The sequence below is a fragment of the Lentzea sp. genome (genome assembly GCF_035525475.1).
GTDB lineage: Bacteria > Actinomycetota > Actinomycetes > Mycobacteriales > Pseudonocardiaceae > Lentzea.
On sequence record NZ_DATLEC010000095.1, the window covers coordinates 1 to 24,712 of the forward strand.

24 protein-coding genes and 1 pseudogene are annotated in these 24,712 nt (G+C 70.2%); 13 read left to right on the plus strand and 12 right to left on the minus strand.

The genetic code is table 11. The features are described 5' to 3' along the window. Both VM306_RS17000 and VM306_RS17005 read left to right on the plus strand, forming a co-directional pair. Positions 1 to 1,207, plus strand: a 1,207-nt coding sequence (locus VM306_RS17000) for an aldehyde dehydrogenase family protein (RefSeq protein ID WP_325515967.1), incomplete at its 5' end; no start/stop codon positions are given. Beyond that, positions 1,200 to 2,063: an aldehyde dehydrogenase family protein gene (locus tag VM306_RS17005; RefSeq protein WP_325515968.1), complete on the plus strand. Its 864-nt coding sequence runs from the start codon at positions 1,200 to 1,202 to the stop codon at positions 2,061 to 2,063. The genes VM306_RS17000 and VM306_RS17005, both read left to right, overlap by 8 nt. A 76-nt stretch (positions 2,064 to 2,139) precedes the next feature. Here the strand turns inward: VM306_RS17005 and VM306_RS17010 are convergent, their stop codons facing one another. Next, on the minus strand, positions 2,140 to 2,766 hold the full coding sequence (locus VM306_RS17010) for a response regulator transcription factor (RefSeq protein ID WP_325515969.1): 627 nt from the start codon (positions 2,764 to 2,766) through the stop codon (positions 2,140 to 2,142). Beyond that, positions 2,763 to 3,896, minus strand: a complete 1,134-nt coding sequence (locus tag VM306_RS17015) for a sensor histidine kinase (RefSeq protein WP_325515970.1) — start codon at positions 3,894 to 3,896, stop codon at positions 2,763 to 2,765. The genes VM306_RS17010 and VM306_RS17015 overlap by 4 nt, the downstream gene beginning before the upstream one ends. Before the next feature lie 110 nt (positions 3,897 to 4,006). Here VM306_RS17015 and VM306_RS17020 point away from each other — a divergent pair, with 110 nt between their 5' ends. From VM306_RS17020 to VM306_RS17030, 3 genes are all read left to right on the plus strand, one after another. Continuing rightward, positions 4,007 to 4,681 carry an ABC transporter ATP-binding protein gene (locus tag VM306_RS17020; RefSeq protein WP_325515971.1) on the plus strand — a complete coding sequence of 225 codons (675 nt, stop codon included), beginning with the start codon at positions 4,007 to 4,009 and terminating at the stop codon, positions 4,679 to 4,681. Then, the gene (locus VM306_RS17025) at positions 4,678 to 6,843 is read left to right on the plus strand and encodes an FtsX-like permease family protein (RefSeq protein ID WP_325515972.1); all 2,166 of its coding nucleotides are present in this window, start codon (positions 4,678 to 4,680) and stop codon (positions 6,841 to 6,843) included. The genes VM306_RS17020 and VM306_RS17025 overlap by 4 nt, the downstream gene beginning before the upstream one ends. 77 nt (positions 6,844 to 6,920) lie before the next feature. Continuing rightward, positions 6,921 to 7,442 (plus strand): VanZ family protein, encoded by a 522-nt coding sequence (locus VM306_RS17030; protein ID WP_325515973.1) that lies wholly within the window; start codon positions 6,921 to 6,923, stop codon positions 7,440 to 7,442. 5 nt (positions 7,443 to 7,447) lie between these two features. On the opposite strand, the gene VM306_RS17035 is transcribed toward VM306_RS17030, so the two are convergent. After that, positions 7,448 to 7,984: an SMI1/KNR4 family protein gene (locus VM306_RS17035; protein ID WP_325515974.1), complete on the minus strand. Its 537-nt coding sequence runs from the start codon at positions 7,982 to 7,984 to the stop codon at positions 7,448 to 7,450. A gap of 92 nt (positions 7,985 to 8,076) precedes the next feature. Here VM306_RS17035 and VM306_RS17040 point away from each other — a divergent pair, with 92 nt between their 5' ends. After that, positions 8,077 to 8,403, plus strand: a complete 327-nt coding sequence (locus tag VM306_RS17040) for a type VII secretion target (protein WP_325515975.1) — start codon at positions 8,077 to 8,079, stop codon at positions 8,401 to 8,403. After that, positions 8,400 to 9,587, plus strand: a complete 1,188-nt coding sequence (locus VM306_RS17045; protein WP_325515976.1) for a C40 family peptidase — start codon at positions 8,400 to 8,402, stop codon at positions 9,585 to 9,587. The genes VM306_RS17040 and VM306_RS17045 overlap by 4 nt, the downstream gene beginning before the upstream one ends. Here VM306_RS17045 and VM306_RS17050 read toward each other — a convergent pair. Next, positions 9,569 to 10,000 (minus strand): limonene-1,2-epoxide hydrolase family protein, encoded by a 432-nt coding sequence (locus VM306_RS17050; RefSeq protein ID WP_325515977.1) that lies wholly within the window; start codon positions 9,998 to 10,000, stop codon positions 9,569 to 9,571. The two genes, VM306_RS17045 and VM306_RS17050, sit on opposite strands and share 19 nt — an antisense overlap. Positions 10,001 to 10,277: 277 nt before the next feature. On the opposite strand from VM306_RS17050, the gene VM306_RS17055 reads away from it, so the two are divergent. Genes VM306_RS17055 through VM306_RS17065 form a run of 3 tightly spaced genes read left to right on the plus strand, consistent with a single transcriptional unit; the run spans position 10,278 to position 12,214 of the window. Continuing rightward, on the plus strand, positions 10,278 to 10,508 hold the full coding sequence (locus tag VM306_RS17055; RefSeq protein WP_325515978.1) for a hypothetical protein: 231 nt from the start codon (positions 10,278 to 10,280) through the stop codon (positions 10,506 to 10,508). After that, the gene (locus VM306_RS17060; RefSeq protein WP_325515979.1) at positions 10,505 to 10,942 is read left to right on the plus strand and encodes a YbaB/EbfC family nucleoid-associated protein; all 438 of its coding nucleotides are present in this window, start codon (positions 10,505 to 10,507) and stop codon (positions 10,940 to 10,942) included. The genes VM306_RS17055 and VM306_RS17060 overlap by 4 nt, the downstream gene beginning before the upstream one ends. Before the next feature lie 54 nt (positions 10,943 to 10,996). Beyond that, entirely contained in the window at positions 10,997 to 12,214 is a 1,218-nt protein-coding gene (locus VM306_RS17065) for a primosomal protein (RefSeq protein ID WP_325515980.1), read from the plus strand. Between the two features lie 57 nt (positions 12,215 to 12,271). Here the strand turns inward: VM306_RS17065 and VM306_RS17070 are convergent, their stop codons facing one another. Then, entirely contained in the window at positions 12,272 to 12,604 is a 333-nt protein-coding gene (locus VM306_RS17070; protein ID WP_325515981.1) for a hypothetical protein, read from the minus strand. A gap of 95 nt (positions 12,605 to 12,699) precedes the next feature. Continuing rightward, positions 12,700 to 13,794, minus strand: coding sequence for an adenosine deaminase (locus VM306_RS17075; protein WP_325515982.1), 1,095 nt, complete (start codon positions 13,792 to 13,794; stop codon positions 12,700 to 12,702). Between the two features lie 334 nt (positions 13,795 to 14,128). On the opposite strand from VM306_RS17075, the gene VM306_RS17080 reads away from it, so the two are divergent. Beyond that, entirely contained in the window at positions 14,129 to 15,532 is a 1,404-nt protein-coding gene (locus VM306_RS17080) for a hypothetical protein (protein WP_414672398.1), read from the plus strand. A 325-nt stretch (positions 15,533 to 15,857) separates the two neighbouring features. After that, the gene (locus tag VM306_RS17085) at positions 15,858 to 17,327 is read left to right on the plus strand and encodes a serine/threonine-protein kinase (RefSeq protein ID WP_325515984.1); all 1,470 of its coding nucleotides are present in this window, start codon (positions 15,858 to 15,860) and stop codon (positions 17,325 to 17,327) included. On the opposite strand, the gene VM306_RS17090 is transcribed toward VM306_RS17085, so the two are convergent. From VM306_RS17090 to VM306_RS17115, 6 genes are all read right to left on the minus strand, one after another. After that, complete coding sequence (locus VM306_RS17090) at positions 17,324 to 18,613, minus strand: thymidine phosphorylase (protein WP_325515985.1); 1,290 nt, start codon at positions 18,611 to 18,613, stop codon at positions 17,324 to 17,326. The two genes, VM306_RS17085 and VM306_RS17090, sit on opposite strands and share 4 nt — an antisense overlap. After that, positions 18,610 to 18,999: a cytidine deaminase gene (locus VM306_RS17095; RefSeq protein ID WP_030478475.1), complete on the minus strand. Its 390-nt coding sequence runs from the start codon at positions 18,997 to 18,999 to the stop codon at positions 18,610 to 18,612. The genes VM306_RS17090 and VM306_RS17095 overlap by 4 nt, the downstream gene beginning before the upstream one ends. Beyond that, a complete protein-coding gene (locus VM306_RS17100; protein ID WP_414672399.1) occupies positions 18,992 to 20,242 on the minus strand; it encodes an ABC transporter permease in 1,251 nt (416 codons plus the stop codon). Before VM306_RS17100 ends, VM306_RS17095 begins: the two co-directional genes overlap by 8 nt. After that, positions 20,242 to 21,315 (minus strand): ABC transporter permease, encoded by a 1,074-nt coding sequence (locus VM306_RS17105; RefSeq protein WP_325515987.1) that lies wholly within the window; start codon positions 21,313 to 21,315, stop codon positions 20,242 to 20,244. The genes VM306_RS17100 and VM306_RS17105 overlap by 1 nt, the downstream gene beginning before the upstream one ends. After that, positions 21,315 to 22,913, minus strand: coding sequence for an ABC transporter ATP-binding protein (locus tag VM306_RS17110; protein WP_325515988.1), 1,599 nt, complete (start codon positions 22,911 to 22,913; stop codon positions 21,315 to 21,317). The genes VM306_RS17105 and VM306_RS17110 overlap by 1 nt, the downstream gene beginning before the upstream one ends. A gap of 81 nt (positions 22,914 to 22,994) precedes the next feature. Beyond that, entirely contained in the window at positions 22,995 to 24,128 is a 1,134-nt protein-coding gene (locus tag VM306_RS17115) for a BMP family ABC transporter substrate-binding protein (protein WP_325515989.1), read from the minus strand. A gap of 480 nt (positions 24,129 to 24,608) precedes the next feature. On the opposite strand from VM306_RS17115, the pseudogene VM306_RS17120 reads away from it, so the two are divergent. Continuing rightward, positions 24,609 to 24,712: pseudogene (locus tag VM306_RS17120) on the plus strand (succinate dehydrogenase, cytochrome b556 subunit); the annotation flags it as partial.

Consider the following 24,712-nt stretch of genomic DNA (forward strand, 5'->3'; position numbering starts at 1 on the left):
GAAGATGCCGGGCAGTGAGCGCGCCAAGTACATCTACCGGATCGCGCGGCAGATCCAGGAACGCGGGCGCGAGCTCGCGGTGCTGGAGTCGCTCGACAACGGCAAGCCCATCAAGGAGTCGCGCGACGTCGACGTCCCGACAGCCGCCTCGCACTTCTTCTACCACGCGGGCTGGGCGGACAAGCTCGGCTACGCGGGCTACGGGCCAGACCCGAAACCGCTCGGCGTCGCGGGACAGGTGATCCCGTGGAACTTCCCGCTGCTGATGGCCGCGTGGAAGATCGCGCCGGCGCTGGCGTGCGGCAACACCGTCGTGCTCAAGCCGGCGGAGACCACGCCGCTGACCGCGCTGGTGCTGGCCGAGATCATCCAGCAGTGCGACCTGCCGCCGGGTGTCGTCAACATCATCCCCGGCGCCGGTGACGTCGGGGCGGCGCTCGTCGGGCACCAGGACGTCGACAAGGTCGCCTTCACCGGCTCCACCGACGTCGGCAAGGTCATCCAGGGTCAGCTGGCGGGCACGAACAAGAAGCTCACGCTGGAGCTGGGCGGCAAGGCCGCGAACATCGTGTTCGACGACGCCCCGCTCGACCAGGCCGTCGAGGGCATCGTCAACGGCATCTTCTTCAACCAGGGTCACGTCTGCTGCGCCGGATCGCGCCTGCTGGTGCAGGAGTCCATCGCCGACGAGCTGCTGGAGAAGCTGCACGCCCGCGTCAGCACGTTGCGCGTCGGCGACCCGCTCGACAAGAACACCGACGTCGGCGCGATCAACTCGCGCGAGCAGCTCGCCAAGATCAAGGAGCTGACCGAGTCGGGCGAGGCAGAGGGCGCCCAGCGGTGGACGTCGTCGTGCCCGTTGCCGGACAAGGGTTTCTACTTCGCCCCGACGGTGTTCTCCAACGTCTCGCAAGCGATGCGCATCGCCCGCGAGGAGATCTTCGGCCCGGTGCTGTCGGTGCTGACGTTCCGCACGCCGGAGGAGGCCGTGGCCAAGGCGAACAACACGCCGTACGGCCTGTCCGCGGGCATCTGGACGGAGAAGGGCTCGCGCATTCTCTGGATGGCGCAACGGATGCGCGCCGGCGTGGTGTGGTCCAACACGTTCAACCGCTTCGACCCGACCGCGCCGTTCGGCGGGTACCAGGAGTCGGGCTTCGGCCGTGAGGGCGGCCGCACCGGTCTGGAGGCCTACCTCGATGTCTGATCGCGTCACGGTCGCGAAGACCTACAAGCTCTACATCGGCGGCAAGTTCCCGCGGTCCGAGTCGGGCCGCAGCTACCCGGTGACCGACTCGAAGGGCACCTTCCTCGCCAACGCCGCGCAGGGCTCCCGCAAGGACGCCCGCGACGCGGTCACCGCCGCCCGCAAGGCCTTCGGCGGCTGGGCGGGTGCCACGGCCTACAACCGCGGCCAGGTGCTCTACCGCGTGGCCGAGGTGCTGGAGGGCCGCCGCGAGCAGTTCACCAGCGAGGTCGCGGCCTCCGAGGGCGTGCCGCCCAAGAAGGCGCAGTCCCTCGTGGACACCGCGATCGACCGCTGGGTCTGGTACGCGGGCTGGACGGACAAGATCGCGGCCGTGCTGGGGTCGTCGAACCCCGTCGCCGGGCCGTACTTCTCGTTCTCCACGCCGGAACCGACCGGTGTGGTGGCCGTGCTGGCGCCGCAGCAGTCGTCGTTGCTGGGTCTGGTGTCCGTGATCGCGCCGGTGATCGCTTCGGGCAACACGGCCGTCGTCATCACCTCGCAGGACCGGCCGCTCCCGGCGATCACGCTGTCCGAGGTGCTCGCCACGAGCGACGTGCCCGGCGGTGTCGTCAACATCATCACCGGCCGCACCGCGGAGATCGCGCCGTGGCTCGCGTCGCACGCCGACGTGAACGCGCTCGACCTCACCGGTGCGCCGGAGTCGATCCGCGCCGATCTGGAGCGAAGCGCGTCCGGAACGGTGAAGCGCGTGCTGCGCAACAAGACGACCGAGGACTTCGCGGTCACGCCCGACCTGTCGCGGATCCGCGCCTACCTGGAGACGAAGACGGTCTGGCACCCGATGGGCGTGTAGGACCCGATCGGCGGCGCAGGCCTTGCCCTGCGCCGCCGGTTCCTCCCCGAGGGTCGCCCTCAGGCCGACAGCGTGGTCACGAGTTCACCAGACCCGCACGCCACGCCCAAGAAGCGATCCCGACGCGGTTGCGCACGTTGAGCTTCGTCTGCACGGACGCGATGTGCGTCTTCACCGTCGACAGCGACAGGAACAGCGCCGACGCGATCTCCTGGTTGGTGAGCCCGCGCGCCACCTCCCGCACGACGTCCTGCTCGCGTGCCGTCAACAGCCCGAGGTCGGGCCGCCGCGCCGGTCGCGAGAAGTGCTCCAGCATCCGCACGGTCACCTGCGGCGAGATCAGCGCGTTGCCCTGCGCCGCCGCCCGCACGGCCTCGACGAGCAGCGCCGGACCGGCGTCCTTCGTCAGGAACCCGGACGCGCCGTTCTCCAGCGCCGTGTGGACGTACTCGTCGAGGTCGAACGTGGTCACCACGACGACCTTGGTGGAGCCGGACAGCTTCTTGGTGACCTCCAGACCGTCCAGGCCGGGCATGCGGATGTCCAGCAGGGCCACGTCCGGCTTGAGCTCACGAGCCGCGGAGACGGCCGAGACGCCGTCCGGCACGTCCGCCACGACGGTGATGTCCGGCTGCTTCTCGAGGATCATCCGGAAGCCGACGCGGACCATCTCCTGGTCGTCGGCGATGAGGACCGAGATCACTTCTTCCCCTCCAGGGGTAGCTCGGCGAGCACCTGCCAGCCGTTCTCGCGCGGACCCGCGGAGAACAGGCCACCGAGCAGGTCCACCCGCTCACGCATTCCCACAAGACCGTAGCCGCCCTGGTTCAGCTCGCCCGGCCGGCCGTCGTCGGCGACGACCACCCGCAACGCGTTCCGCGCGGTCCGCGAGATCTCCACGTCGATCGTGGTGGGACCCTGCGCGTGTTTGTGCACGTTGGTCAGCGCCTCCTGGACCAGGCGCAACACCGAGCGGCCCAGCTCCGGCGGGACGTCGTCGGGCAGGTCGATGCGCAGCCGGGTCTCGATGCCGAGCTCGCGCGTGCGTTCGACCGCCGAGATGACGTCGGCGGCCAGGTCGGTCGTGGCGACGTCGTTGTTCTCACCCTGGCGCAGGGTGCCGACGAGACGGCGCATCGCACCCAACGCCTCCGTGCCCGAACGGACGATGCCCGGCAACAGCCGGTGGGCGGCCCTCGGGTCGTCGTCGGAGACCTCCAGCGCGGCCTGGGCCTGCACGAGCATGCCCGTCACGTGGTGGGCGACGACGTCGTGCAGCTCGCGGGCCAGCGCGATGCGTTCCTCCTTCTGCGCGTCGGTGACGGCGGCGGCGAGCAGGCGGCCGCTCTCGCTGTCACGAGCGCGGAAGTAGAGGCCGGTACCCACGGCCGCGAAGCCCAGGACCAGCGCACCGAACATCTCGCTGTAGTTGTGGCTCAGGAACCAGTTGTCCCGGACGATGGCGGCGAACAGGCTCACCGCCATCAGCGAGCCGACCGACCACATCGCGGCACGGCGCGGTTCCTCGCGCACCACGACGGCCGTGAGGACGAGGCACGCGGCGGTCTCCGCGATGGTCAACGGGCTCAGGATCGTCTGCGTGCTGACGTCGAAGAGCCGGATGACGAACGACGACGCGAGAACCGACGCCACGGCCACCGGGATGGTGAAGGCGCGCGACCGGAACGAGGCGACCGCGGCGATGCACAAGGGCACGCTGAGCAGCCACACGAGCGCCTCGGCGCTGCGCGGCCCGTTCATGAGGATGAGCTCGCCCAGCATGAGGAGCGCGAGCACACCGGCGATCGGCCATTGGCCCCGATGACTGTCCACGGGGGACAACGGTAGGACCCCCCGCGCCTCTCCGGCCTCGGTCATCCGGCTGATCCGGTGTGTCGTCAAGGCTGAGGTTTTCGCCGCGCTTCCAGGGCACCTTGGGCAGCATGAATTCGGTTCTGGCCGCTCGTGGCCTGGTCAAGACCTACGGCGACGTGCACGCCCTCGCCGGGGTGGACATCGACATCTCCGCCGGGGACGTGCTGGCGGTCGTGGGTCCGTCCGGATCCGGCAAGACGACCCTGCTGCACGTGCTGTCCGGCATCCTGCGCGCCGACGGCGGCGAGGTGTTCCTCGACGGGCACGCGATCGGCGAGCTGAACGAGACGGGCCGCAGCGCGTTGCGGCGCACGGCGTTCGGGTTCGTGTTCCAGTCGGGCATGCTCGTGGCCGAGCTGACGGCCGAGGAGAACGCGGCGCTGCCGATGCTGCTCGCCGGCGGTTCGCGCGAGGAGTCGCTCGGCGCGGCGCGGTTGTGGCTCGCGCGCCTGGGCTTGCAGGGTCTGGAGAGACGGCGGCCCGGTGAGCTGTCCGGCGGGCAGGCGCAACGGGTCGCGATCGCGAGGGCCCTCGCGCACCGGCCGCGCGTGATCTTCGCCGACGAACCGACCGGCGCCCTCGACACGCGCACCGGCCAGGAGATGATGACCGTCCTGCTGCACGCCGCGCGGGAGACCGGCGCGGCCGTCGTGATCGTCACGCACGACAAGGCGATCGCGGACCGGGCGCTGCGCGTCGTCGAGATCCGGGACGGGCGCATCGCGGCAGGGGTGTCGGTGTGAGGATCGCTCTCGCGGTGCTGCGCAGGGACCGCCGCAGCCAGATCGCCACCGTGCTGGTCGCCCTCGGCGTGATGATCGCCGTGTCGCTGGTGCTGTGGCTCGTCGCGGCGCCGAACGGCCTGCAGGCGCGGTCGGACCGCACGGTGTGGCGCGAGGTGTTCGGCCAGCAGGGGAACGGCGCGATCTCCGTCTCGTCGAACCTGGACTCGTACGGCGGCACGCTCATCCAGCGGTTCGACGTGGCGCGCACGCGGCCGGGCGACGTGCCGGTGGCCGACGGCATCGCCAGGTTCCCGGAACCGGGCGAGGTGCTGCTGTCCCCCGCTCTCGCGGACCTCGTGCGGAGCACCGCGCCGGAGAAGCTCGGGAACCGCTTCCCCGGCAGGCAGATCGCCGAGCTCGGGCCGGAGGCGTTGAAGTACCCGGGAGAGCTCGTCGCGATCATCGGCCACGCGGAGGTCCCCGACGGCTACCCCGCACCCGACCTGCGGGGCGGCACCGGCGCGTACCACAACGACTACGAGAGCATGCTCACCCTGCTCACCCGCGTCGGGCTCGTGGTGCTGGTCGTGCCCTGCCTGGTGCTGGTCGCGTCGGCCGCCCGGCTGACGGCGACGAAACGGGAACGGCGCCTCGCCGCGTTGCGGCTCGCGGGTGCCAGCCCGCGTCAGGTCGTCGTGATGACCGCCGTGGAGACCGCGATCGGCGCCGTGCTGGGCAGCGTCCTGGGCGTGGTGCTGGCCCGGCCGTTCAGCCACGTCACCTCCGCCATCCCGTGGGAGGGCGGGACCTGGTTCCCCGGTGACTTCGTGCCCTCGCCCGCGGTCGTGGCGGCGGTGGCGCTGCTCGCGCCGGTGCTGGTCGTCGGGGCCGCGATCATGGGCCTGCGGCGCGTGGTGGACCAGCCGCTCGCGGCCGAGCAGAAGCGCACCGTGCGCCCGTGGCGGTTGCTGGCGATCGCGGGCGGGCTGGTGGTGTTCTTCCTCGGGGTCACGCTGGCGGGACAGGTCCGCGGCGACCACCAGTTCACCGTCGTGCTGCTCGGGCTCGGGGCGGTGGCGCTGGCGCTGGTGCTGGCGGGCCCGGTGGTCACGTCGTGGGTCGGCAGGTTCTTCGTCGGCCGGTGGCGCGGGCCGTCGACGCTGCTGGCGGGACGACGGCTCACCGGCAACCCCGTGGCGGCGTTCCGCGGCTCGGCGGGCGTGGTGATCGCGGTCTTCACCGGGTCCATGGCGCTGACCATGCTGCCGGGCCTGGAGAGCCAGGTCCCGTTCCGCGACCCGACGTGGCGCGAGGACGCGATCGTGGCGGAACAGGTGAAGCACGACCTCACCTCGTTGCGGCTCGCGACCTCCGCGCCGATCGTCACCATGCTCGAGGGCAGGGTCGGGGACGAGGGCCACAGCACCTACGCCATCGTCGGGGACTGCCAGGACGTGGCGAAGGTGATGACCGGCCTGACCTGCCGGCCCGGCCCGGCCGTGTACTCGTCGAGTCCCCTGCCGAGCACCAGGTTCGAGTCGATGGACCACGAGACCGCGCTCCCCGCGCAGTACGAGACACGGCCCTTCGACGGTGGCGGCCGGGTGAGCGTCGTCATCGACAGGCAGCTGCTGCCCGCGGTCGCCGGCGAGGTGTCGATGGTCGGCGTGCCGACGACGGCCGAGAACCGCGAGACCGTGCACACCGCCCTGATCGGCACCCTGCCCGGCGTGCGGCTCGTGGACGGCGAGCAGCTCGACCTCTACAGCGACACCCTGGTGGCCGACCTGGAACGCGCCACCGTCATCGGGCTCTCGATCGCGGCGGTGCTCGGCGGGATCGGCGCGGCGGTCGCGGCAGCGGGGTCGGTGATCGACCGCAGGCGCACTTTCGCCGCACTGATAGCGGCGGGAACACCCATTCGCGTGTTGGCACACGCATTGCGCCGGGAAGTGATGATCCCGGTGTTCGCCGTCACATTGGCGGCGTGCGGCGCGGGCATTGTCGTGGGCCTCGGACTGCTCACCGTGGCACGCGGAGTGGTGGGTCACGGCGAAATGCCGATCACCCCGTGGGTGGTGACTCCCGTGGGTGTCGGAGTCGTGGTCGCGCTGGTGGCGGCCCTGGCGTGCGGCCCGGTACTACGCGGCATCAACCCACGGGATTACGCGGCGGAATAGCGCTCGGCCGGAAGTACGAGAACGGGACTGGCCCTCAGCGCGATGTGCGCCGAGGGCCATTTCCTTACTTTGAACGCATGACGAACGCACAGCTCGCGAGCATCCAGTGGGGCGTTTTCCTGTCGGTCGTTTTCCTGCTCCCGCAGTTGATGTTCCGCCGGCTGGCGTTCCGAAGCGCGACCGTCACCGTTTACGCGAGCATGCTGTTCGCGGCGACGTTCCTGCCGACTCAGACCGTGCCGCCGCGCCAGGCCGTGCAGCTGGTCCCGTTCCGATGGATCGCCGACACGTTCCAGGACGGACGAATTGCGTTCGACCAGATGACGTTGAACGTGCTGCTGTTCGTACCGCTCGGCGCGATGCTGATGTTCTGGGGCCGTCGCACCGCCGGACAGGCCGCGGTGATCGGCTACGGCGTCTCGCTGCTCATCGAGGGCTCGCAGCTGATGTGGGCGAACCGGATCTTCGACGTCGACGACCTGATCACCAACACGACCGGCGCGGTGCTCGGCTGGCTGGGCGCGCTGGCCGCGGTGAAGGCCTACGCCCGCGTGACGGCCGTGCCGCAGCCGCAACGTTCACTCGCCGAGGTGCGGTAGCGCCATCAGTTCGTGCGCCAGTGCAGCTCGTCCGCGGAGTTGACCTCGGGGAAGCAGTGCCCCACCGCGCTGCGGTTCTCCAGGGCGGTCGCCACCTCGTCGAACATCGCGGTGAGCGACGCGAACTCCGGCTTGACCATCTCGCTGCGCTCCCGGTCCCACTCGACCACGCAGCCGCGCAGCACGCCGGGCCGCAGGTCCACCGCGAGGACGTCACCCGTGCCGTCGAACGCGATCGGCAGCCACTCGGGGTGGTACCAGCTCGTCGGCGTGCCCGCCTCGGAGGCGTCGACGGCCTTGCTCGTGTGGGTGTCCCTCAGCACGAACGCGCGGTCCGCGCCCAGCGGTGTGTAGAAGGGCGGCAGTATCTCGGCGTACAGGCCGTGGTCGGTGCCGCCGTAGACGCTCCACCACAGCTGCAGGTCGATCGGAACCCGGAGCTCCGGCAGCGCGTCATACCTCGGACGCAGCACGGCGCGGGTGGCGGGAGCGTGCTCCGCCAGCCATGCCAGGATCCGGTTCCAGTGCTCGATCACACCCACGGACCCATGATCTTGGCGGAACGACGGGCGAGGTACCGCCCATCGGGGCAGGATCAAGGCGAACACGTCACTACTGGGGGAAGAGCTTTCAGATGGCGGAACAAGGTCTCAGGGTCGACCTCGACGCCTTGACCGGATACGCGTCGGCGGTGAGCGGTCTGGCGGGCGAGGTCGGCACGGTCGGCACCGGCACGTTGAACGGCACCACCGCGCTTCCCGGCGACTGCTTCGGCAAGATCGGCAACGAGGTCGGCCTCAACGCGGCGTTCCAGGCAGCAGCCCAGGCGCAGCTCGACGCGCTGAAGGCCGCGGCCACCGGTCTCACCGGGCTCGGCACGGCGGTGGGGAAGGCGCGCGACGCCTACATCGCCCAGGAGGACGCCCACAAGGCATCGCTCGACAAGGCAGCGCGGACATGAGCGTAGAAGGAATGCTCAGCCAGTTCCTGGCGCCGATGAAGGAAAACCTCGCGAAGCTCGACGGCGACACCGGCGGCGCCACACGCGCGGGCGACGCGTTCGGACGCGCCCAGACGGCGATGACCGACCTGGCCACGCGCCACGGCTCGGCCTCGACCGCCGTGCTGAACACGTGGTCGGGCGACAAGGCCAACGCGTTCACCGGCCGCGTCTCGGCATTCGCGTCGGCCGCGAACCTGTTGTCCGCGAACGCCTCCGCCATCAAGACGGTGGCGTCGACCGGCGTGTCCGCGGTGACGGGCGGCCGCACCGCGATCCAGGGCCTGATCGACGAGTTCGTGGCGAAGGCGACGCCGAAGCTGGAAGCCGCGGTGGCCGCGTCGAAGTTCGCCGGCGCCGGCGTCGTGCTGGACGCGATGGCCGAACTGGCCGGGATGGCCTCGGGTTACCAGAGCAAGACGTCGACCGAACTACAGAAGGTGCGCGACCAGCTGACGCAGCTGGTCGGCCAGCTCACCGGCCTGCGGACACCGGACGCCGGCGCACTGGAGAAGCTCGGCGAACCGCTGGGCGGCGACGAGGGCAGCACCATGACGGCGAGTGCCACCGAAGCCCCACCCGCGAAGCAGGACTCCGGTCCGGGCCCCGGTTCGAATTCGGGTTCCGGCTCGGGCGGTGGTGGCGGCGGCGGTTCGGGCGGCGGTGGCGGAGGCGGCTCCGGTGGCGGCTCAGGCGGTGGCGGCGGCTCGGGCCCCCGCCTCCCGGTGGCGATCCCACCCCAACCGGGCGACGGCGTGGGCGTGAACCTGCCCGACGGCAGCAGCTCAGAGGCACCGAACGAGACCGCGGCCATGGCCGTGCGCAACGCCCTGTCGGCTCTGGGCACCCCGTACGTGTGGGGCGGCGCGAACCCACCCCAGGGCACGGACTGCTCAGGCCTGACGCAGTGGGCTTACGCGGGCGCGGGCTTCGACCTCCCCCGCCCAGCGTCCTCGCAGGCGATGGGCGCATCGGTCCCACCGGGCGAAGTGCTGCCCGGCGACCTGGTCGTGTGGGACGGCCACGTGGCCATGATCATCGGCAACGGCCAGATGGTCGAGGCAGGCGACCCGGTGCAGGTGCAGCCGATCCGAACGTCGAACTCCGGCATGTCGTTCTACGGCTTCTACCGCCCGACGGGCTGAGCGATCTTCTTCCGGAGGGCCTGGAACCCGAGCTTGCCCAGGCCCTTCAGGAAGGCCCCCGCAACGTAGGCGTGGTCGTAGTAATCCCGCCACAGGACCACCCGCCCGCCCTTGACGACAAACGTGCCGCACACCCAGAACGCCACCTCGAACCCACCACGCCGAATGACGTCAGTCCGCTGGGTGAGCACCACATCGCCCTCGGCCGCGATGTGGTGGATGCGAACCTCGACCCCGGTGACGGCCTTGTTCATCAACGCGAGGTGCCGGGCCACGGTCTTCTTCCCACGCGCGGCGGGAAAGGGCATGTTCCGCCACGACACGTCATCCGCCATGTGCCTCACGACCTCGGCGGCGTCCAGGGTTTCAGTGGCGCGCAGCATCGCCACCACGACATCGCGGGGATCGGTCATGCACAGACCCTAGCGAGCAACGGCTCCCTGGGGACGCCGCGAACAGCCCGTGCGAAGCAAGCCGTCTTCCCTTTTGCGCCGCTGAGGGCCGGTGATGCCCCGGTCCGCCCCACCCGACGCCGGAGAATCCGGCACACTGTCCCCATCAGGGGGTGATCAGGTGGACGACGACGTAGAACGCGCCGCACGCAAAGTGCGTCAGACAGAACGGACCGTCTCGGAACACGCGGCAAGAAGCGGCCCGATCACGGGAAGGGCGTCCTCCCCGGACAACGCCGTGACGGTCATCGCAACCCCAGCAGGCCCGCCCCAGCAGATCACGGTGAGCCGGGCATCGCTGCGAATGGGCCCACAAGGACTGGCAGCCGAGATCATGCGCATCGCCGAGAAGGCGAGGCGCGACGCGAACTCCCGCCTGCACCAGACCCTGGAACGCGTGGTCGACCCGCGAGAACTGACCGCGATGGGCATAGAGGTCAGCCACGACGAGCCGGAGTGGCGGCTGTGAACGAAGACCGCATACAGGCCGCAGAGCGGCTCCAGCGCGACCTCAAGGCCCTCACCGCCACCGTCGAACACCCGAACGGGCTGTGCATGGTCACGGCGTCGCCGAAGGGTGAGATCAGGGCGTTGCACCTGCACCCCGTGTTGCTCACCCAGGGTGCGCAGGCCGTCGGGCAGGTCGTCACCGAGACCGTGCGGCTCGCGACGGACGCGGCCGTGCAGACGAGCTTCAACAAGATGGCGCTGGCCCTCGGGGACGGGATGGCGATCGACGTCGAGTCGATCGCCGGCGACTCGCCCTTCCGCGCCACCTGGAACCCCGTCGTGCCTCCCAAAGCCCCTGCTGAGCAGGCACCGCCGGAGCGCAGGCAGCGGGCTCCGCGGGTCGAGGACCCCGACGAGGACGCTTTCTTCTCCAACCCCTTGTGGCGTCGGTGATCAGCACCGTTAGGCTCGCCCACGGCATCAGGCAGGCGTGACCGGGAGGTCAGGATGGCGCAGGACATCGTCCCAATCGAGCTGGGGCTGACGCAGGGTGACGTCGTCACGCTGTGGGCACCCCGCTGGCGCGAGAAGGGCGAGGAGTGGGAGGCGTTCCTCGGCGACGAGGAGGACCTGTTCGTCTTCCCCGATGCCGCACACCTCGCCGCGTTCGTGCGCACCGCCGAGGAGCACGACCTGACCGACCACCCGGCGTGGCCGATCGTGCCGTCGCTGGGCGTCGCGGACCTGTCGCCCGACGACAACCACCAGTTCGACCTGGTCGGCGTGCCCGAGCTCATCGCGGAGGACCCCGACACCTGGACGATCGGCGAGCTCGCCGACGTCATCGCGATCGTGCGCTCCCTCGCGGACGTCTGCGAGCTCGACAAGGTCCACGAGGTGCTCGACGCGGCGGAGGGCTTCTCGCTGCTGCCGCAGGGCACGCTGCCGTTCAGCGGCCGTGACGGCGCCAAGCTCTGGGACGCGATGTCCGAGGTCGTCTCCGAGAAGTGGGACGAGGTCCTCGACGCGATCGACAGCGTCGTGAACACCCCCGAGGTGCCGGAGAAGGAGCTCGCCGTCGCGCAGGAGGAGCTCGCCGCGCTGGAGGCCGAGACCGCCGCTGCCGCCGAGGCGGCCGGTGCCGACGACGAGGACGCCGAGGAGAAGGCCGCGCCCACCGGCTTCTGGGCCGACGCGGGCATCGACCCCATCAAGATCATCACGTCCGCCGGCGAGTTCTACACGCTGCGCTGCTACCTCGGCGACGACCCGGTGTTCCTGGGCCGCCGCGGCAAGATCGAGGCCTTCAGCTCGCCGCGCGGGCTCAGCCGCTTCATCGCCGAGAACGACGAGCACGACCTGGCCGAGGTCGAGACGTGGAACGACGTCAAGGTCAAGGCCACCGCGGGTGAGCTCGACGTCGACGTGGACGACGAGAACGTCTACGTGCTGACCGGCATCGCCGAGGACATGGAGGAGGGCCCCGACTCCCTCGACCCGCAGCAGCTCGACCTCGCCGTCGAGCTGTTCGAGGACGCGGCGGAGTGGGCGGGCGACGAGTCCGTGAAGGACGCGCTGGCCTCGTCGGAGTCGCTCGGCTGGCTCGTGTCGTTCGTGGTCTCGCCGGACCCGACGCGCCTCGCGCCGTCCGCCCCGTACGACGCCGAGGTGGCCGCGTTCCGCACGCTGCAGGCGGCGTTCGAGGACCGGCTCAACACCAACTGATCTCCACCGCACGAAGGGCCGCTCACCTGCGTGAGCGGCCCTTCGTCGTTTCCGGGACTAGCGGACCCGGTAGCTCACCGCGGGGAACGAGAAGGTGCCCTGGTGCAGGCTGCCGAGCGCGTAGTGGACGTCACCGGGCTGACCGGGCAGGCCCGTCGCGCAGTCCGCGTTGTAGAAGACGTCGAGGTCCGCCGACGAGATGTTGATCCCCGACCTCACCGGTTCCGCGAGGGTCACGCACTCGCTGTTCGCGAGGTCGACCGAGGACTTGGTGCCGGACAGGTTCGCACCGCTGTAGAGCGTGATGTGCTCACCCGAGGCGCTCGCGGGAACGGCGAGCGCCATCGAGGCGAGGACGGCGAGTCCACCGGCGATCAGTGCAGGACGCATTCGTTCACTCTCTTTCAGGCCGTGGCGACAGCACGATCGACAATTCCAGCGGAAGCTGTCGGCGAGCTGTCGCCGGCGACCGGAACGAGAACCGGTCAGGCCCGCGCGGTCAGCGCCGCGTACCCCGGCTTGACGAGCTCGTTGATGATCGCGAGCCGCTCGTCGAACCCGAGGAACGCCGACTTCATGGCGTTGATCGTGAACCACTGGAGGTCGGACCAGCCGTAGCCGAACGTCCCGGCCAGCGCGGCGAACTCGCTGGAGAGCGAGCAGTCGCTCATCAGGCGGTTGTCGGTGTTGACCGTGACGCGGAACCGCAGCTTCGCGAGCAGGCCGATCGGGTGGTCGGCGAGGGTGGGCGCGGCGCCGGTCTGCAGGTTCGACGTCGGGCACATCTCCAGCGGGATGCGGCGGTCGCGGACGTACGCGGCCAGCCTGCCCAGCTGCGCCGTGCCGTCGGCGGAGACCTTGATGTCGTCGACGATCCGCACGCCGTGGCCGAGCCGTTCGGCGCCGCAGTGCTGCAGGGCCTCCCAGATCGACGGCAGGCCGAACGCCTCACCGGCGTGGATGGTGAAGTGCGCGTTCTGCTGACGCAGGTACTCGAACGTGTCGAGGCCCCTGGTGGGAGGGAAGCCGGCCTCGGGGCCCGCGATGTCGAACCCGGCGACGCCGTGGTCGCGGTAGCGGACAGCGAGCTCGGCGATGCGCAGCCAGCCCTCGTTCTGGCGCATGGCGCACAGCAGGGTGCCGATGCGGATCTTGCGGCCGGTGGCGGCGACGCGCTGCTCGCCGACGCGGAAGCCCTCCTGGACGGCCTCGACGACCTGTTCCAGCGTGAGGCCCTTCTCGGTGTTCAGCTCGGGCGCGTACCGGATCTCGGCGTACACGACACCGTCCGCGGCCAGGTCCTCCACGGCTTCGGCCGCCACCCTGACGAGTGCGGCCTCGTCCTGCATGACACCGCACGTGTGGGCGAAGCCCTCGAGGTAGCGCACGAGCGAGCCGGAGTTGGCGTTGTCGCGGAACCAGCCGCCGAGGACGCCCGCGTCGGTGGTGGGCAGGCCCTGGTAGCCGGAGGCGTCGGCGAGTTCGATCACCGTCTGCGGGCGGAGGCCACCGTCGAGGTGGTCGTGCAGCAGCACTTTCGGCGCGCTGCGGATGGTCTCCAAGGTAAGCGGCGTGGACATCGCTACACGTTACTCCAGGCGACACGCCGCTTCAGCGCAGCCGAAACGATCTTGGCGGCGGTATGATCACTTACCCACTCGACGTCGTTGCAGATCCGTGATCGGCAACTTTCTGCAACCGCCATCGGGCTTGAGTCACCCCAAGGTAGGAACATCACCGGCCGCTACCGCGCGCTTCCTGTCGGTAGCTCGGCGTTCGGAGCAGCGGGATGACCTGATCGGCCCAGTCACCCGTCCGCGCACCGCCGATTTCCTTCGGGGGTGGTACAGCGGCGTCCCCTGACGCGGATAGGCTCCCGTGGTCTCCCCCTCCCCTGGACGAAGGCACTCAGCCGTGACAGAGAACAACAACTCCACGATGTCCTTCGATCGGATGCGCAACATGCTCACGCGCGCCGCCGAGATCCGTGAGAGCGAGCAGCAGCAGATCTTCGACGCGCTGGACGAGATCCACGCCCGGATGTCGCCTCTGGAGTCGCTGGGTTCGGTCCGCAAGCGCCTGTCGGAGCTCCCGGACCGCACTGAGGTCAGCGTTCTCGCGGAGCGCCTGGACGAGGCCCTCGCCAAGCTGGAGGCCCAGGACACCGCCGTCGCCGACATCGGTCGCGCGGTCGACGCCCTGGTGGACAAGCTCGCCAAGCCGTTCGCGCAGCTCGACGGCCGTCTCGACGGTGTCGCCGGCCGCTTCGAGGGTGTCGCGGGCCGCATGGACGGCCTGGAGGACAAGCTCGCCGGCATCCACAAGCGCATCGACGACCTCGACGGCCACCTGGACAAGCAGGACGGCAAGGTCGACTCGATCCCCGGCGCCGTCACCAACCCCCTGCGCGAGCGCATCGAGGCGCTCGAAGCCGCGCTGCGCGGCCGTCTCGACGAGGTGGACGAGGGCGTGCACGAGCACCTCGACGGCACCCGCGAGGCCCTGCAGAAGATCCTCGCCGACTCGTTCTCCGGCGTCCACGGCCGCGCCGACGAGCAGCGCGACGCCCTCGCCGCCGCCCGCGCCGAGCTGGCCGCCGCCGTCGCCGACAGCCGCGCCGAGCTCGTGTCGGCCGTCCACGACCGCCACAACCAGCTGGCCGGCGCGCTGACCGAGACCCGTGACTCGCTGGCAGGTGCCGTGGCGGAGACCCGCGGCGAGCTGGCGGGCACCGTGGCCGAGACCCGCGACTCGCTCGCGTCGTCGCTGGCGGAGACCCGCACCGAGCTGGCGTCGGCCGTCGCCGACACCCGCGAGACGGTCAACGGCAAGCTGGACGAGGCCCGCACCGCCCTGTACGCGGCGATCGAGCAGTCCCGCGACCAGGTCGACTCCGCCGACCGCCTGGAGGCCCTGGCCGGCCGCCTGGAGCAGGTCACCTCGAAGCTCGACACGATGACCGACCGCCTCGACAAGGTCGAGGACGGCTTCGCCGCCCGCATCTCCGAGCTCGGCGGTTCGGTCGACGCGAGCCTGTCCAAGGTCGCCGAGACCGTGGGCGCCCGCCCGGACGCCGACACGCTGCAGTCCCTGGTCCGCAGGTCGAACCAGGAGTCGGAACTGCGCATCGGCGGGCAGCTGGACGAGGCCATGGCCACCTTCGCCGAGCTCATCCTCGGCGGCGGCTCGCCCACGCCTCCCCCGCCGCCCACCGCCCTGCCGCGCCCGCAGCGCCGCACGCGCAAGAACGGCGGCCCGAAGCCGGCAGGCGGCGGCAAGGACGTGGACGACGACGACCTGGCGGCCGAGGGCGCCTGATCGCCCTGGTTCGACGGTCCTGAACGGCCCCGGAGCTGACCCGCTCCGGGGCCGTCGTCGTGTGTGAGCAGCGACCCGGTCCGGCGAAATGAGACAAGCCCCTCCACCCGGCGGCACGCGCCACCGCGACCCGTGCGTGCGGCGCCCGCCGGTTCCAGCAACGGCATCCCACCTCGGACAACGGTTCCGCGGGCCGCCCCGGCCGCCGTGCGACGCCGGTCACGCGGTGAACCCGGCGCGCGCTCCGGCCGTGACCGAGAAGAGAGCGTTCACACGACCGTCGGTAGGCTCGCCGGAATCTGGGGGCGTCCAGAAGGGATAGTCCGTGCAGCAACAGCAGCGAGTCGTCGCCAACCGCTACACACTGCTCGCCGAGCTCGGCCGCGGTGCGATGGGTGTCGTGTGGCGTGCCCAGGACCAGCTGCTCGGCCGGGCCGTGGCGCTCAAGGAGCTGCACCCGCCGCAGGGCGTCAGCGCCGAGGAGCGGACGGTGCTGGAGGAGCGCATGCTCCGGGAGGCGCGCACCGCCGGCAGGCTGAACCACCCGGCCGTGGTGACGGTGCACGACGTCATCCGCGAGGACGGGCGCACCTACCTCGCCATGGAACTGGTCGACGCGGCCGATCTGGCCACCGTCGTGCAGCGCCACGGGCCGCGCGACTCCGTGTGGATGGCCGGTGTCGCCCTGCAGGTGCTGGGGGCGCTGGACACGGCCCACGCCGCCGGGATCGTGCACCGGGACGTCAAGCCCAGCAACATCATGGTGCGACCGGACGGCGCCGTGAAGCTCACCGACTTCGGCATCGCGCAGGCCATGGACGACCCGCGGCTCACCCACAACGGCGGCATCGTCGGCTCGCCCGCCTACATGTCGCCGGACCGGCTGCACGGGTGGGAGGCCTCGCCCGCGTCGGACCTGTGGGCGCTCGGCGTCACGATGGCGCACGCGGTCGAGGGCATCAGCCCGTTCGAGCGCACGTCCACGGCTTCCACGTTGCACGCCGTCATGAACGAGCCGCCGGTGCTGCGGCGGGCCTCCCCCGCGCTGGCCCAGGTGATCCACGGGCTGCTGACCGTCGACCCTGCCCGGCGCATGACCGCGCCTCAGGCACGGGCGCTGCTGGTCGCGATCGTCCAGGGCACGGCGCAGGTCTCCCCCATGCCGCCGCCTCCCGGGAAGAAGAGCAACACCGCCGTCAAGGTCGCCGCCATCGCGGTGGGCGCCGTGGTGCTCGCGGGCGCCGCGTTCGGCGGGTACGTGGCCTTCACACCGAAGGACGACTCCGCAGGCGGCTCCCCGACCAGCGGCAACCCGACCTCGCAGAACTCCACCGAGTGGAGCACCGACGCGGCGTCACTGCCGGTCGGCGCCCCGTTGCTCTCGCGGCGGATCGCCACGTTCGGCCGCGGCGGCGACATCCCCGCGTGGAACCTGACCGGCACGGAGTGCGCGAAGGACTTCCTCATCCAGGGGTCGCCGGTGCCGGCCAGCGTGCCGTGCGACAAGCCGCACGGCATCCAGCTCTTCGCCGCCGCGACCCCGTTGTGGGACAAGCCGAAGGACACGGCGTACCCCGGTGTCGAGTGGCTCTCCGACTTCACGAAGAAGTACTGCACCGAGCAGTTCCAGGCCACGGCCTCGCGGTCCAAGGACGCGCTGGGCTTCACCGGGCTCATCCCGACGGAGCAGGAGTGGCAGGCGTGGAGCGACGCCACCACTCCCGGCCGTCAGGAGGTGCTGTGCGTGGTCTGGAAGCAGGACCGCGCACCGCTCGCCGGAACGCTCGTCGGCTAACCGCGAACCGTGTCGATCACCAGCGCGGAACGCTCCGGCGCGGTGTCGGTGACCGAGTAGGCGCCTTCCAGCGCCTGCAAGGCACCGGCGACCGCGTCCGGGGTGTCGGTGCGGAGCTCCAGCAACGGCTGCCCGGCCTCCACCACGTCACCCGGCTTGGCCAGGCAGAGCACACCGGCACCGGCCTGCACCGGGTCCTCCTTGCGCGCCCGGCCGGCACCGAGCCGCCACGCCGCGACGCCGACGCCGTACGCGTCCAAAGTGGACAGGACGCCGGAGGTGGGCGCCTCGACGACGTGCCGGTGCGTGCCGACGGGAAGCGGGGCTTCCGGGTCGCCGCCCTGGGCCCGGATCATCCGCGCCCACACCTCGTACGCCTCACCGGAAGCCAGCACGGCGGCCGGGTCGGCCGAAATTCCGGCCAGCGACAGCATTTCCGACGCCAGCGCCACGGTCAGCTCGACGACGTCGGAAGGTCCACCGCCGCGCAGCACGTCGACGGACTCGGCCACCTCGACCGCGTTGCCGACCGCACGGCCCAACGGCACCGACATGTCGGTCAGCAGAGCCGAGATCCGCACGCCGTGCTCGACGCCGATGGCCACCAGCGCCTCGGCGAGAGCGCGCGCCGAAGGCAGGTCCTTCATGAACGCGCCGGACCCGACCTTCACGTCGAGCACCAGCGACTCGGCGCCCTCCGCGATCTTCTTCGACATGATCGAGGACGCGATCAGCGGGATCGCCTCGACCGTGCCCGTGACGTCGCGCAACGCGTAGAGCTTGCGGTCGGCGGGAGCAAGTCCTTCGGTGGCAGCACACACGACGGCTCCGACGTCGGAGAGCTGCGCCAGAATCTCCGAAGTGGACAGTGCGGCCCGCCACCCGGGAATCGACTCCAGCTTGTCCAGCGTCCCGCCGGTGTGGCCCAGCCCGCGACCCGACAGCTGCGGCACGGCGGCACCGCAGGCGGCGACCAGGGGTGCCAGCGGCAACGTGATCTTGTCGCCGACACCACCGGTCGAGTGCTTGTCCACGGTCGGGCGGTCGACGTGCAACGACAACCGCTCGCCCGACGAGATCATCGCCTGCGTCCAGCGCGCGGTCTCCACCGGCGACATCCCGTTGAAGAAGATCGCCATGGCCAGCGCGGACATCTGCTCGTCCGCCACCGCGCCGCGCGTGTAGGCGTCGATCACCCAGTCGATCTGCTCGTCGGACAACGTCAGCCCGTCGCGCTTGGCGCGGATGACGTCCACAGCCGAGAAGTTCCTGCCCGAGAAGCTCATGGCAGGTCCTCCGGCCCGAACGCGTCCGGCAGCACCGACGACATCGGCAGCACACCGGAAGGCGTGTCCACCAGGCAGTCCCGTCCGCCCAGCTCGTAGAGCACCTGGCGGCACCGGCCGCACGGCATCAGCAGCTCACCGGCACCGGACCGGCACGCCACCGCGACGAACCGGCCGCCGCCCGTGAGCTGGAGCTGGCCGGCCATCGCGCACTCCGCGCAGAGCCCGACGCCGTAGGAGGCGTTCTCGACGTTGCACCCGGTCACGATGCGGCCGTCGTCGCACAACGCCGCGGATCCGACCTGAAGCCCGGAGTACGGGCAGTGGGCGAACGACGCCGCCTCCACCGCCCGTGCCCTGAGCAGGTCCCAGTCGACCTCAGCCACGGCGGTACACCAGACCGTCGGCGGCAGGCATCCGCAACCGTTGCGACGCCACGGCCAGCACGGCCAGCGTCACCATGTGCGGGGTGTAGGACACGAACTCGCCGGGGATCTCGTCGAGGCTGATGTACAGCAGGTACATCAGCACGGCCACGACGATCGCCGCCGCGGCGGAGAACCACTTCTGACGGAACAGCTGCCACACCACGATCACGCCGAGCAGGATCACCACGCCGTAGACGAGGCCCAGCACCGTCTCGCCGCCCGAGCGCAACTGCAGGCCGTCGGCGTAGCCGAACAGCGCCGCGCCACCGAGCAGGCCGCCGGGCCGCCAGTTGCCGAAGATCATCGCCGCGAGGCCGATGTAGCCGCGGCCGCCGGTCTGCCCCTCCAGGTAGGACAGCTGACCGGGGTTGAGCACCAGCGCGGCGCCACCCAGGCCGGCGAGACCACCGGAGACGATCACGGCGACGTACTTGTGGAAGTACACCTTCACGCCCAGCGAGTCCGCGGCGTGCGGGTTCTCGCCGACCGAGCGCAGGCGCAGGCCGAAGCGGGTGCGCCAGAGCAGGTAGTACGACAGCGGCACGAGCACGATCGTCAGCATCGTCAGCGGCGAGACGCCGGTGACGAGACCGCGCAGGATGCCGGCGACGTCGGAGATGATGACGCGCTGCCCCGCCTCCAGCTCACCGAGCCAGTCCGCGAACCCCGCCGCCGAGTACGTGTCGAACGGCGTGACCGGCGGCGACTGCCGCGGGTTGTGCGAGAGCGGCAGGAACACCAGCGTCGACAGGTACTTCGTCAGGCCGGCGCCGAGCAGGTTGATCGCCACACCGGAGACGATGTGGTTGACGCCGAACGTGACCGTGGCGATCGCGTGCAGCAGACCGCCCAGCGCACCGAAGACGACGGCGGCGATGAGAGCCACCCACGGGCCCCACTGGTAGCCGGCCCACGCCGCCCCCCAGGTGCCCATGATCATCATGCCCTCGAGGCCGATGTTGACCACGCCCGCGCGTTCCGCCCACAGACCACCGAGACCGGCGAGCAGGATCGGCAGCGCGAGCCGCACCGCCGTCTGCGTCGTGCCGGACGAGGTGAGCTGCGGGAACCCCGTGAGGTACGAGGTCGTCGACAGCAACAGGATCGCGCCGGCGACACCGATCACGCCGACGGCCCAGCCCGGCACCTTGCGCTTGCGAGGCGCCACCGGGACGTGGGGCTTCTCCTCCAACGTCGAGATCACGCGGCACCTCCGACAGTTCCGAGCTCACGGCCGACGCGGCGCTGTTCCGAGGCGAGCTCGAAGCGACGCACCACCTCGTAGGCGACGACGACCGACAGGACGATCGAGCCCTGCATGATGGTGACGATCTCCCTGGGCACACCGACGTTGTCGAGCGCGAGACCCGACTTGTCGAGGAACGCCCACAGCAGCGCGCCGAACGCGATGCCGCCGGGGTGGTTGCGGCCGAGCAGCGCGATCGCGATGCCCGAGAAGCCGATGCCCGCGGTGAAGTTCAGGCTGAACGTGTGGTCGCGGCCGAGCAGCTCCGGCAGCGAGATCAGGCCCGCGATGGCCCCGGAGAGCAGCATCGAGACCAGCACCATCTTCTTGGCGTTGACACCACCGGCGGACGCGGCGGTGGACGACTCGCCCGACGCGCGCAGCTCGAAGCCGAACCGGGTCTTGTTCATCATGACCCAGTAGCCGATGCCGAGGGCGATGGCCACGAAGATGAAGCCGAACATCGTGCCGCCGCCACCGAACGAGATGCCGGGCATCCAGCCGCTCTGCGGGATCTCCGCGGTGCGGATGTTGTTGCCCCGCAGCTCACCGAAGACGTCGCGGCGGATCAGGTACGCGGACAGGCCGATCGCCAGACCGTTCATCATGATCGTCGAGATGACCTCGTTGACGCCGCGCGTCACCTTGAGGATCGCGGGGATCGCGGCCCAGGCGGCACCGGCGAGCGCGGCGACGATGATGATCACCAGCGTGTGGATGCCGGTGGGCAGCGCGATCGAGCCGCCGACGACCGCGGCGACCACGGCCGCGACGCGGTACTGGCCCTCGACGCCGATGTTGAACAGGTTCATCTGGAACCCGATCGCCACCGCGAGCGCCGCGATGTAGTAGATGCCCGTCGAGTTGAGGATGTCGACGAACGTCGTGCCCTTGCCGACCTGCGTCACCATCGCGCCGAACGCGCTGAGCGGGTTCGCGCCGGAGATGACCAGCGCCACTCCGCACAGCAGCAAGGAGAAGACGATCGCCAACGCGGGCGGCAGGAGTTTGCCGCGCAGGTGTCCCATCAGTTCTCGCCTTCCTCGACCACCGCGGTTCCGTGCGCAGTGCCGGTCTCGTGCACGGAAGCGCTCGTGCTGCCCGCACCCGTCATCGCGCTGCCGAGGTCCTCGGGCGTGACGGTGTTCGGGTCGGCGTCGGCCACCAGGCGGCCGCGCAGCATGACCTTGATCGTGTCCGAGAGGCCGATCAGCTCGTCCAGGTCGGCGGAGATCAGCAGGACGGCGAGGCCGGCGGCGCGGGCGCGCTTGATCTCGTCCCAGATCAACGCCTGCGCGCCGACGTCGACACCGCGGGTGGGGTGCGACGCGATCAGCAGGACGGGGTCGCCGGACAGCTCGCGGCCGACGACCAGCTTCTGCTGGTTGCCGCCGGAGAGCGCCGCCGCGGGGACGTCGATGCCGGGCGTGCGGACGTCGAAGTCCGCGACGATCCGCTCGGTGTCCTGCTTCGCGCCGTCGGTGTCGAGCCAGATGCCCCTGGCCGTCGGCTTGCGGGTCTGGTAGCCGAGGATCCGGTTGTACCAGAGGGGTTGCGTGAGCAGCAGGCCGTGGCGGTGGCGGTCCTCCGGCACGTAGCCGATGCCCGCCTCGCGCCGGGCGAGCGTGCCCAGCTTCGTGAGGTCCTTGTCCTGCAACGTGATCGTGCCGCTGCCGGCCTTGCGCATGCCCATGACCGTCTCGACGAGCTCGGTCTGGCCGTTGCCCTCGACGCCCGCGATGCCGACGACCTCGCCGGAGCGGACGACCAGGTCGACGTCGTCGAGGATCGGCCGCGAGCCGTCCGGCGTCATCAGCCTGAGGCCCTTGACGTCCAGCACCACCCTGTCGGTGACGGTGGACTCGCGGGTCTCCGGGCTGGGGAGCTCGCTGCCGACCATCATCTCGGCGAGCTGGCGCGACGACACGGTCTTCGGGTCCGCGCTGCCCACGGTCGTGCCGCGGCGGATCACCGTGACGGAGTCCGCGATCGCGCGGACCTCGTCGAGCTTGTGCGAGATGAAGAGGAACGTGTAGCCCTGCTCCTGCATGCCGCGCACGGTGTCGAAGAGCTCGTTGACCTCCTGCGGCACGAGCACGGCGGTGGGCTCGTCGAGGATGATCACCTTGGCGCCGCGGTAGAGCACCTTGAGGATCTCGACGCGCTGCCGGTCGGCGACACCGAGCTGCTCGACGAGCACGCCGGGGTCGACGTTGAGCCCGGTCCTGCCGGAGAGCTCGATGATGCGCCTGCGGGCCTTCTGGCCGATGCCGTGCATGGCCTCGGCGCCCAGGACGACGTTCTCCTGGACGGTGAGGTTGTCGGCGAGCATGAAGTGCTGGTGCACCATGCCGATGCCGGCCTTGATGGCGTCGGACGGCGTGCGGAACCGGACCTGCTCGCCGTTCACCTCGATGGTGCCCTCGTCCGGCGCCTGCATGCCGTAGAGGATCTTCATCAGGGTGGACTTGCCCGCGCCGTTCTCACCGCAGAGTGCGTGCACCTCGCCACGGCGGACGGTCAGGTGCACGTCGCTGTTGGCGACCACACCGGGGAATCGCTTGGTGATGCCGGTGAGCACCACCGCGGGGGGACCGTCCGTCTGGACGGACGTGGAACTGCTCATCGTCGAGTTGCTCCTCCTACCACGCACCGGGCCCTGTGAGGGCATGTCCTCACAGGGCCCGGGGTGCGTGCGGCTTCCGGACTACGGCTTGTCCGCGACCTTGATCTTGCCCTCGATGATCTGGGCCTTGTAGCCCTCGAGGATTCCCTGCAGCTTCGCGTCGATCTTGCCACCGGACGTGGCGTAACCGACACCGTCCACCTTCAGGTCGAAGACCTTCGGCAGCGACGCGAGGTCGTTCTTGGCGACGGCCTTGATGAAGTCGTAGACCGCGACGTCGACGCGCTTGAGCATCGACGACACGATGACGTCCTTGGTGTCGGCGACGGTCGCCTGGTTGTACTGGTCGGAGTCGACGCCGATCGCCAGCACGCCACCCTGCTTGGCGGCGGAGAAGATGCCCTTGCCGGACGCGCCCGCGGCCTGGTAGATCACGTCGGCGCCCTTGTCGATCTGGCCCTTCGCGGCCTCCTGGCCCTTCGGCGCGTCCTGGAAGCCCGTGAAGTCACCGGCCGGGGTGATGTACTTCGACTCGACCTGGATCTTCGGCGCGGCGGCCTTCGCACCCTGGGCGTAGCCGGCCTCGAACTTCTGGATCAGCGGGATCTCGACACCGCCGACGAAGCCCACGTGGCACTTCTTGCTCTGGTACGCGGCGATGACGCCGGCGAGGAAGGAGCCCTCCTGCTCGGCGAACAGCAGCGGGGTGACGTTGGTCGCGCCCTCGACGGACCCGTCGACCAGGCCGAACTTGACGTTCGGGAACTCCGCGGCGACGAGCTTCATCGACTCGGCGTAGGCGAAGCCGACACCGATGATCGGGCTGAAGCCCTCCTGCGCCAGCTGGCGGAGACGGGTCTGCTTGGCGGACTCGTCCTCGTTCGGCGCGGCGGACAGCTCGCGGGTGTTCTCCTTCTTCACCCCGAAGTCCTTCAGCGCCTTGTCGAGACCGGCGGCGGCGGAGTCGTTGAACGACGCGTCGCCACGACCACCGATGTCGTAGGCCAGACCGACCTTCAGCGCGCTCGCGTCCACCTTGTCGCCGTTCGCGGCGCTGGTGCTCGACGTGGCGGGCGCGGCGGGAGGCGTGGCGTACTCGCAAGCGGCGCCAGTGCCGGTGTTCGAGTTGTTGCTACCGCCACCCGAGTCCTTCGCGCAGGCGGCCATAGTCATCACGCTGGTCAACGCGATCGCGGTGACCGCGACACCACGCATACGACGACGCACGGCTCGTCTCCTCCCTGAGGTTCTTCTCCCAACGACGTTGTTGGGTTCTAGACGGCGCACCGTACCTCTTAGTAACCAACCCCGTTGCGGCCAGCACCTACATAGACCCCTATCGGTTACGCATTCGACGCATTGGCCGTACCAGTCGTGATCACTCGTGTTCGGCGCGTGGTGAAACGTCCTCTCCAGCCGCTTCCCCGCCCTGATCGTCGTCCATTCGGCCCAGTTCCGCGCGCCGGGCGCGGCTCCGCGTCGAACAGAGCCGCCGTCGTTCTTTTGCGTGAAATGTGGCCTGGACCGCATTTCCGAATCGATCAAGACCGCTTGGTGGATCGACAGCGTGTCTCATCGATCACAGAGCGGGTGCGCCTGCTGGGTCGTGTCCAACGTGCGGGACTAGCATTTCCGGGTCATGGTCGGGACAAATGGTTCACCGACCACCACCACTGACGTTGGAGGCCGCGGCGCATGACCAGCGCAGGCGCACCCGAGCGGTCGGGCACCACCCGAGGGGGTGGGACGCTCTACCGCGGTGATCTGGGCATGTGGTCCTGGGTCGCCCACCGGATCAC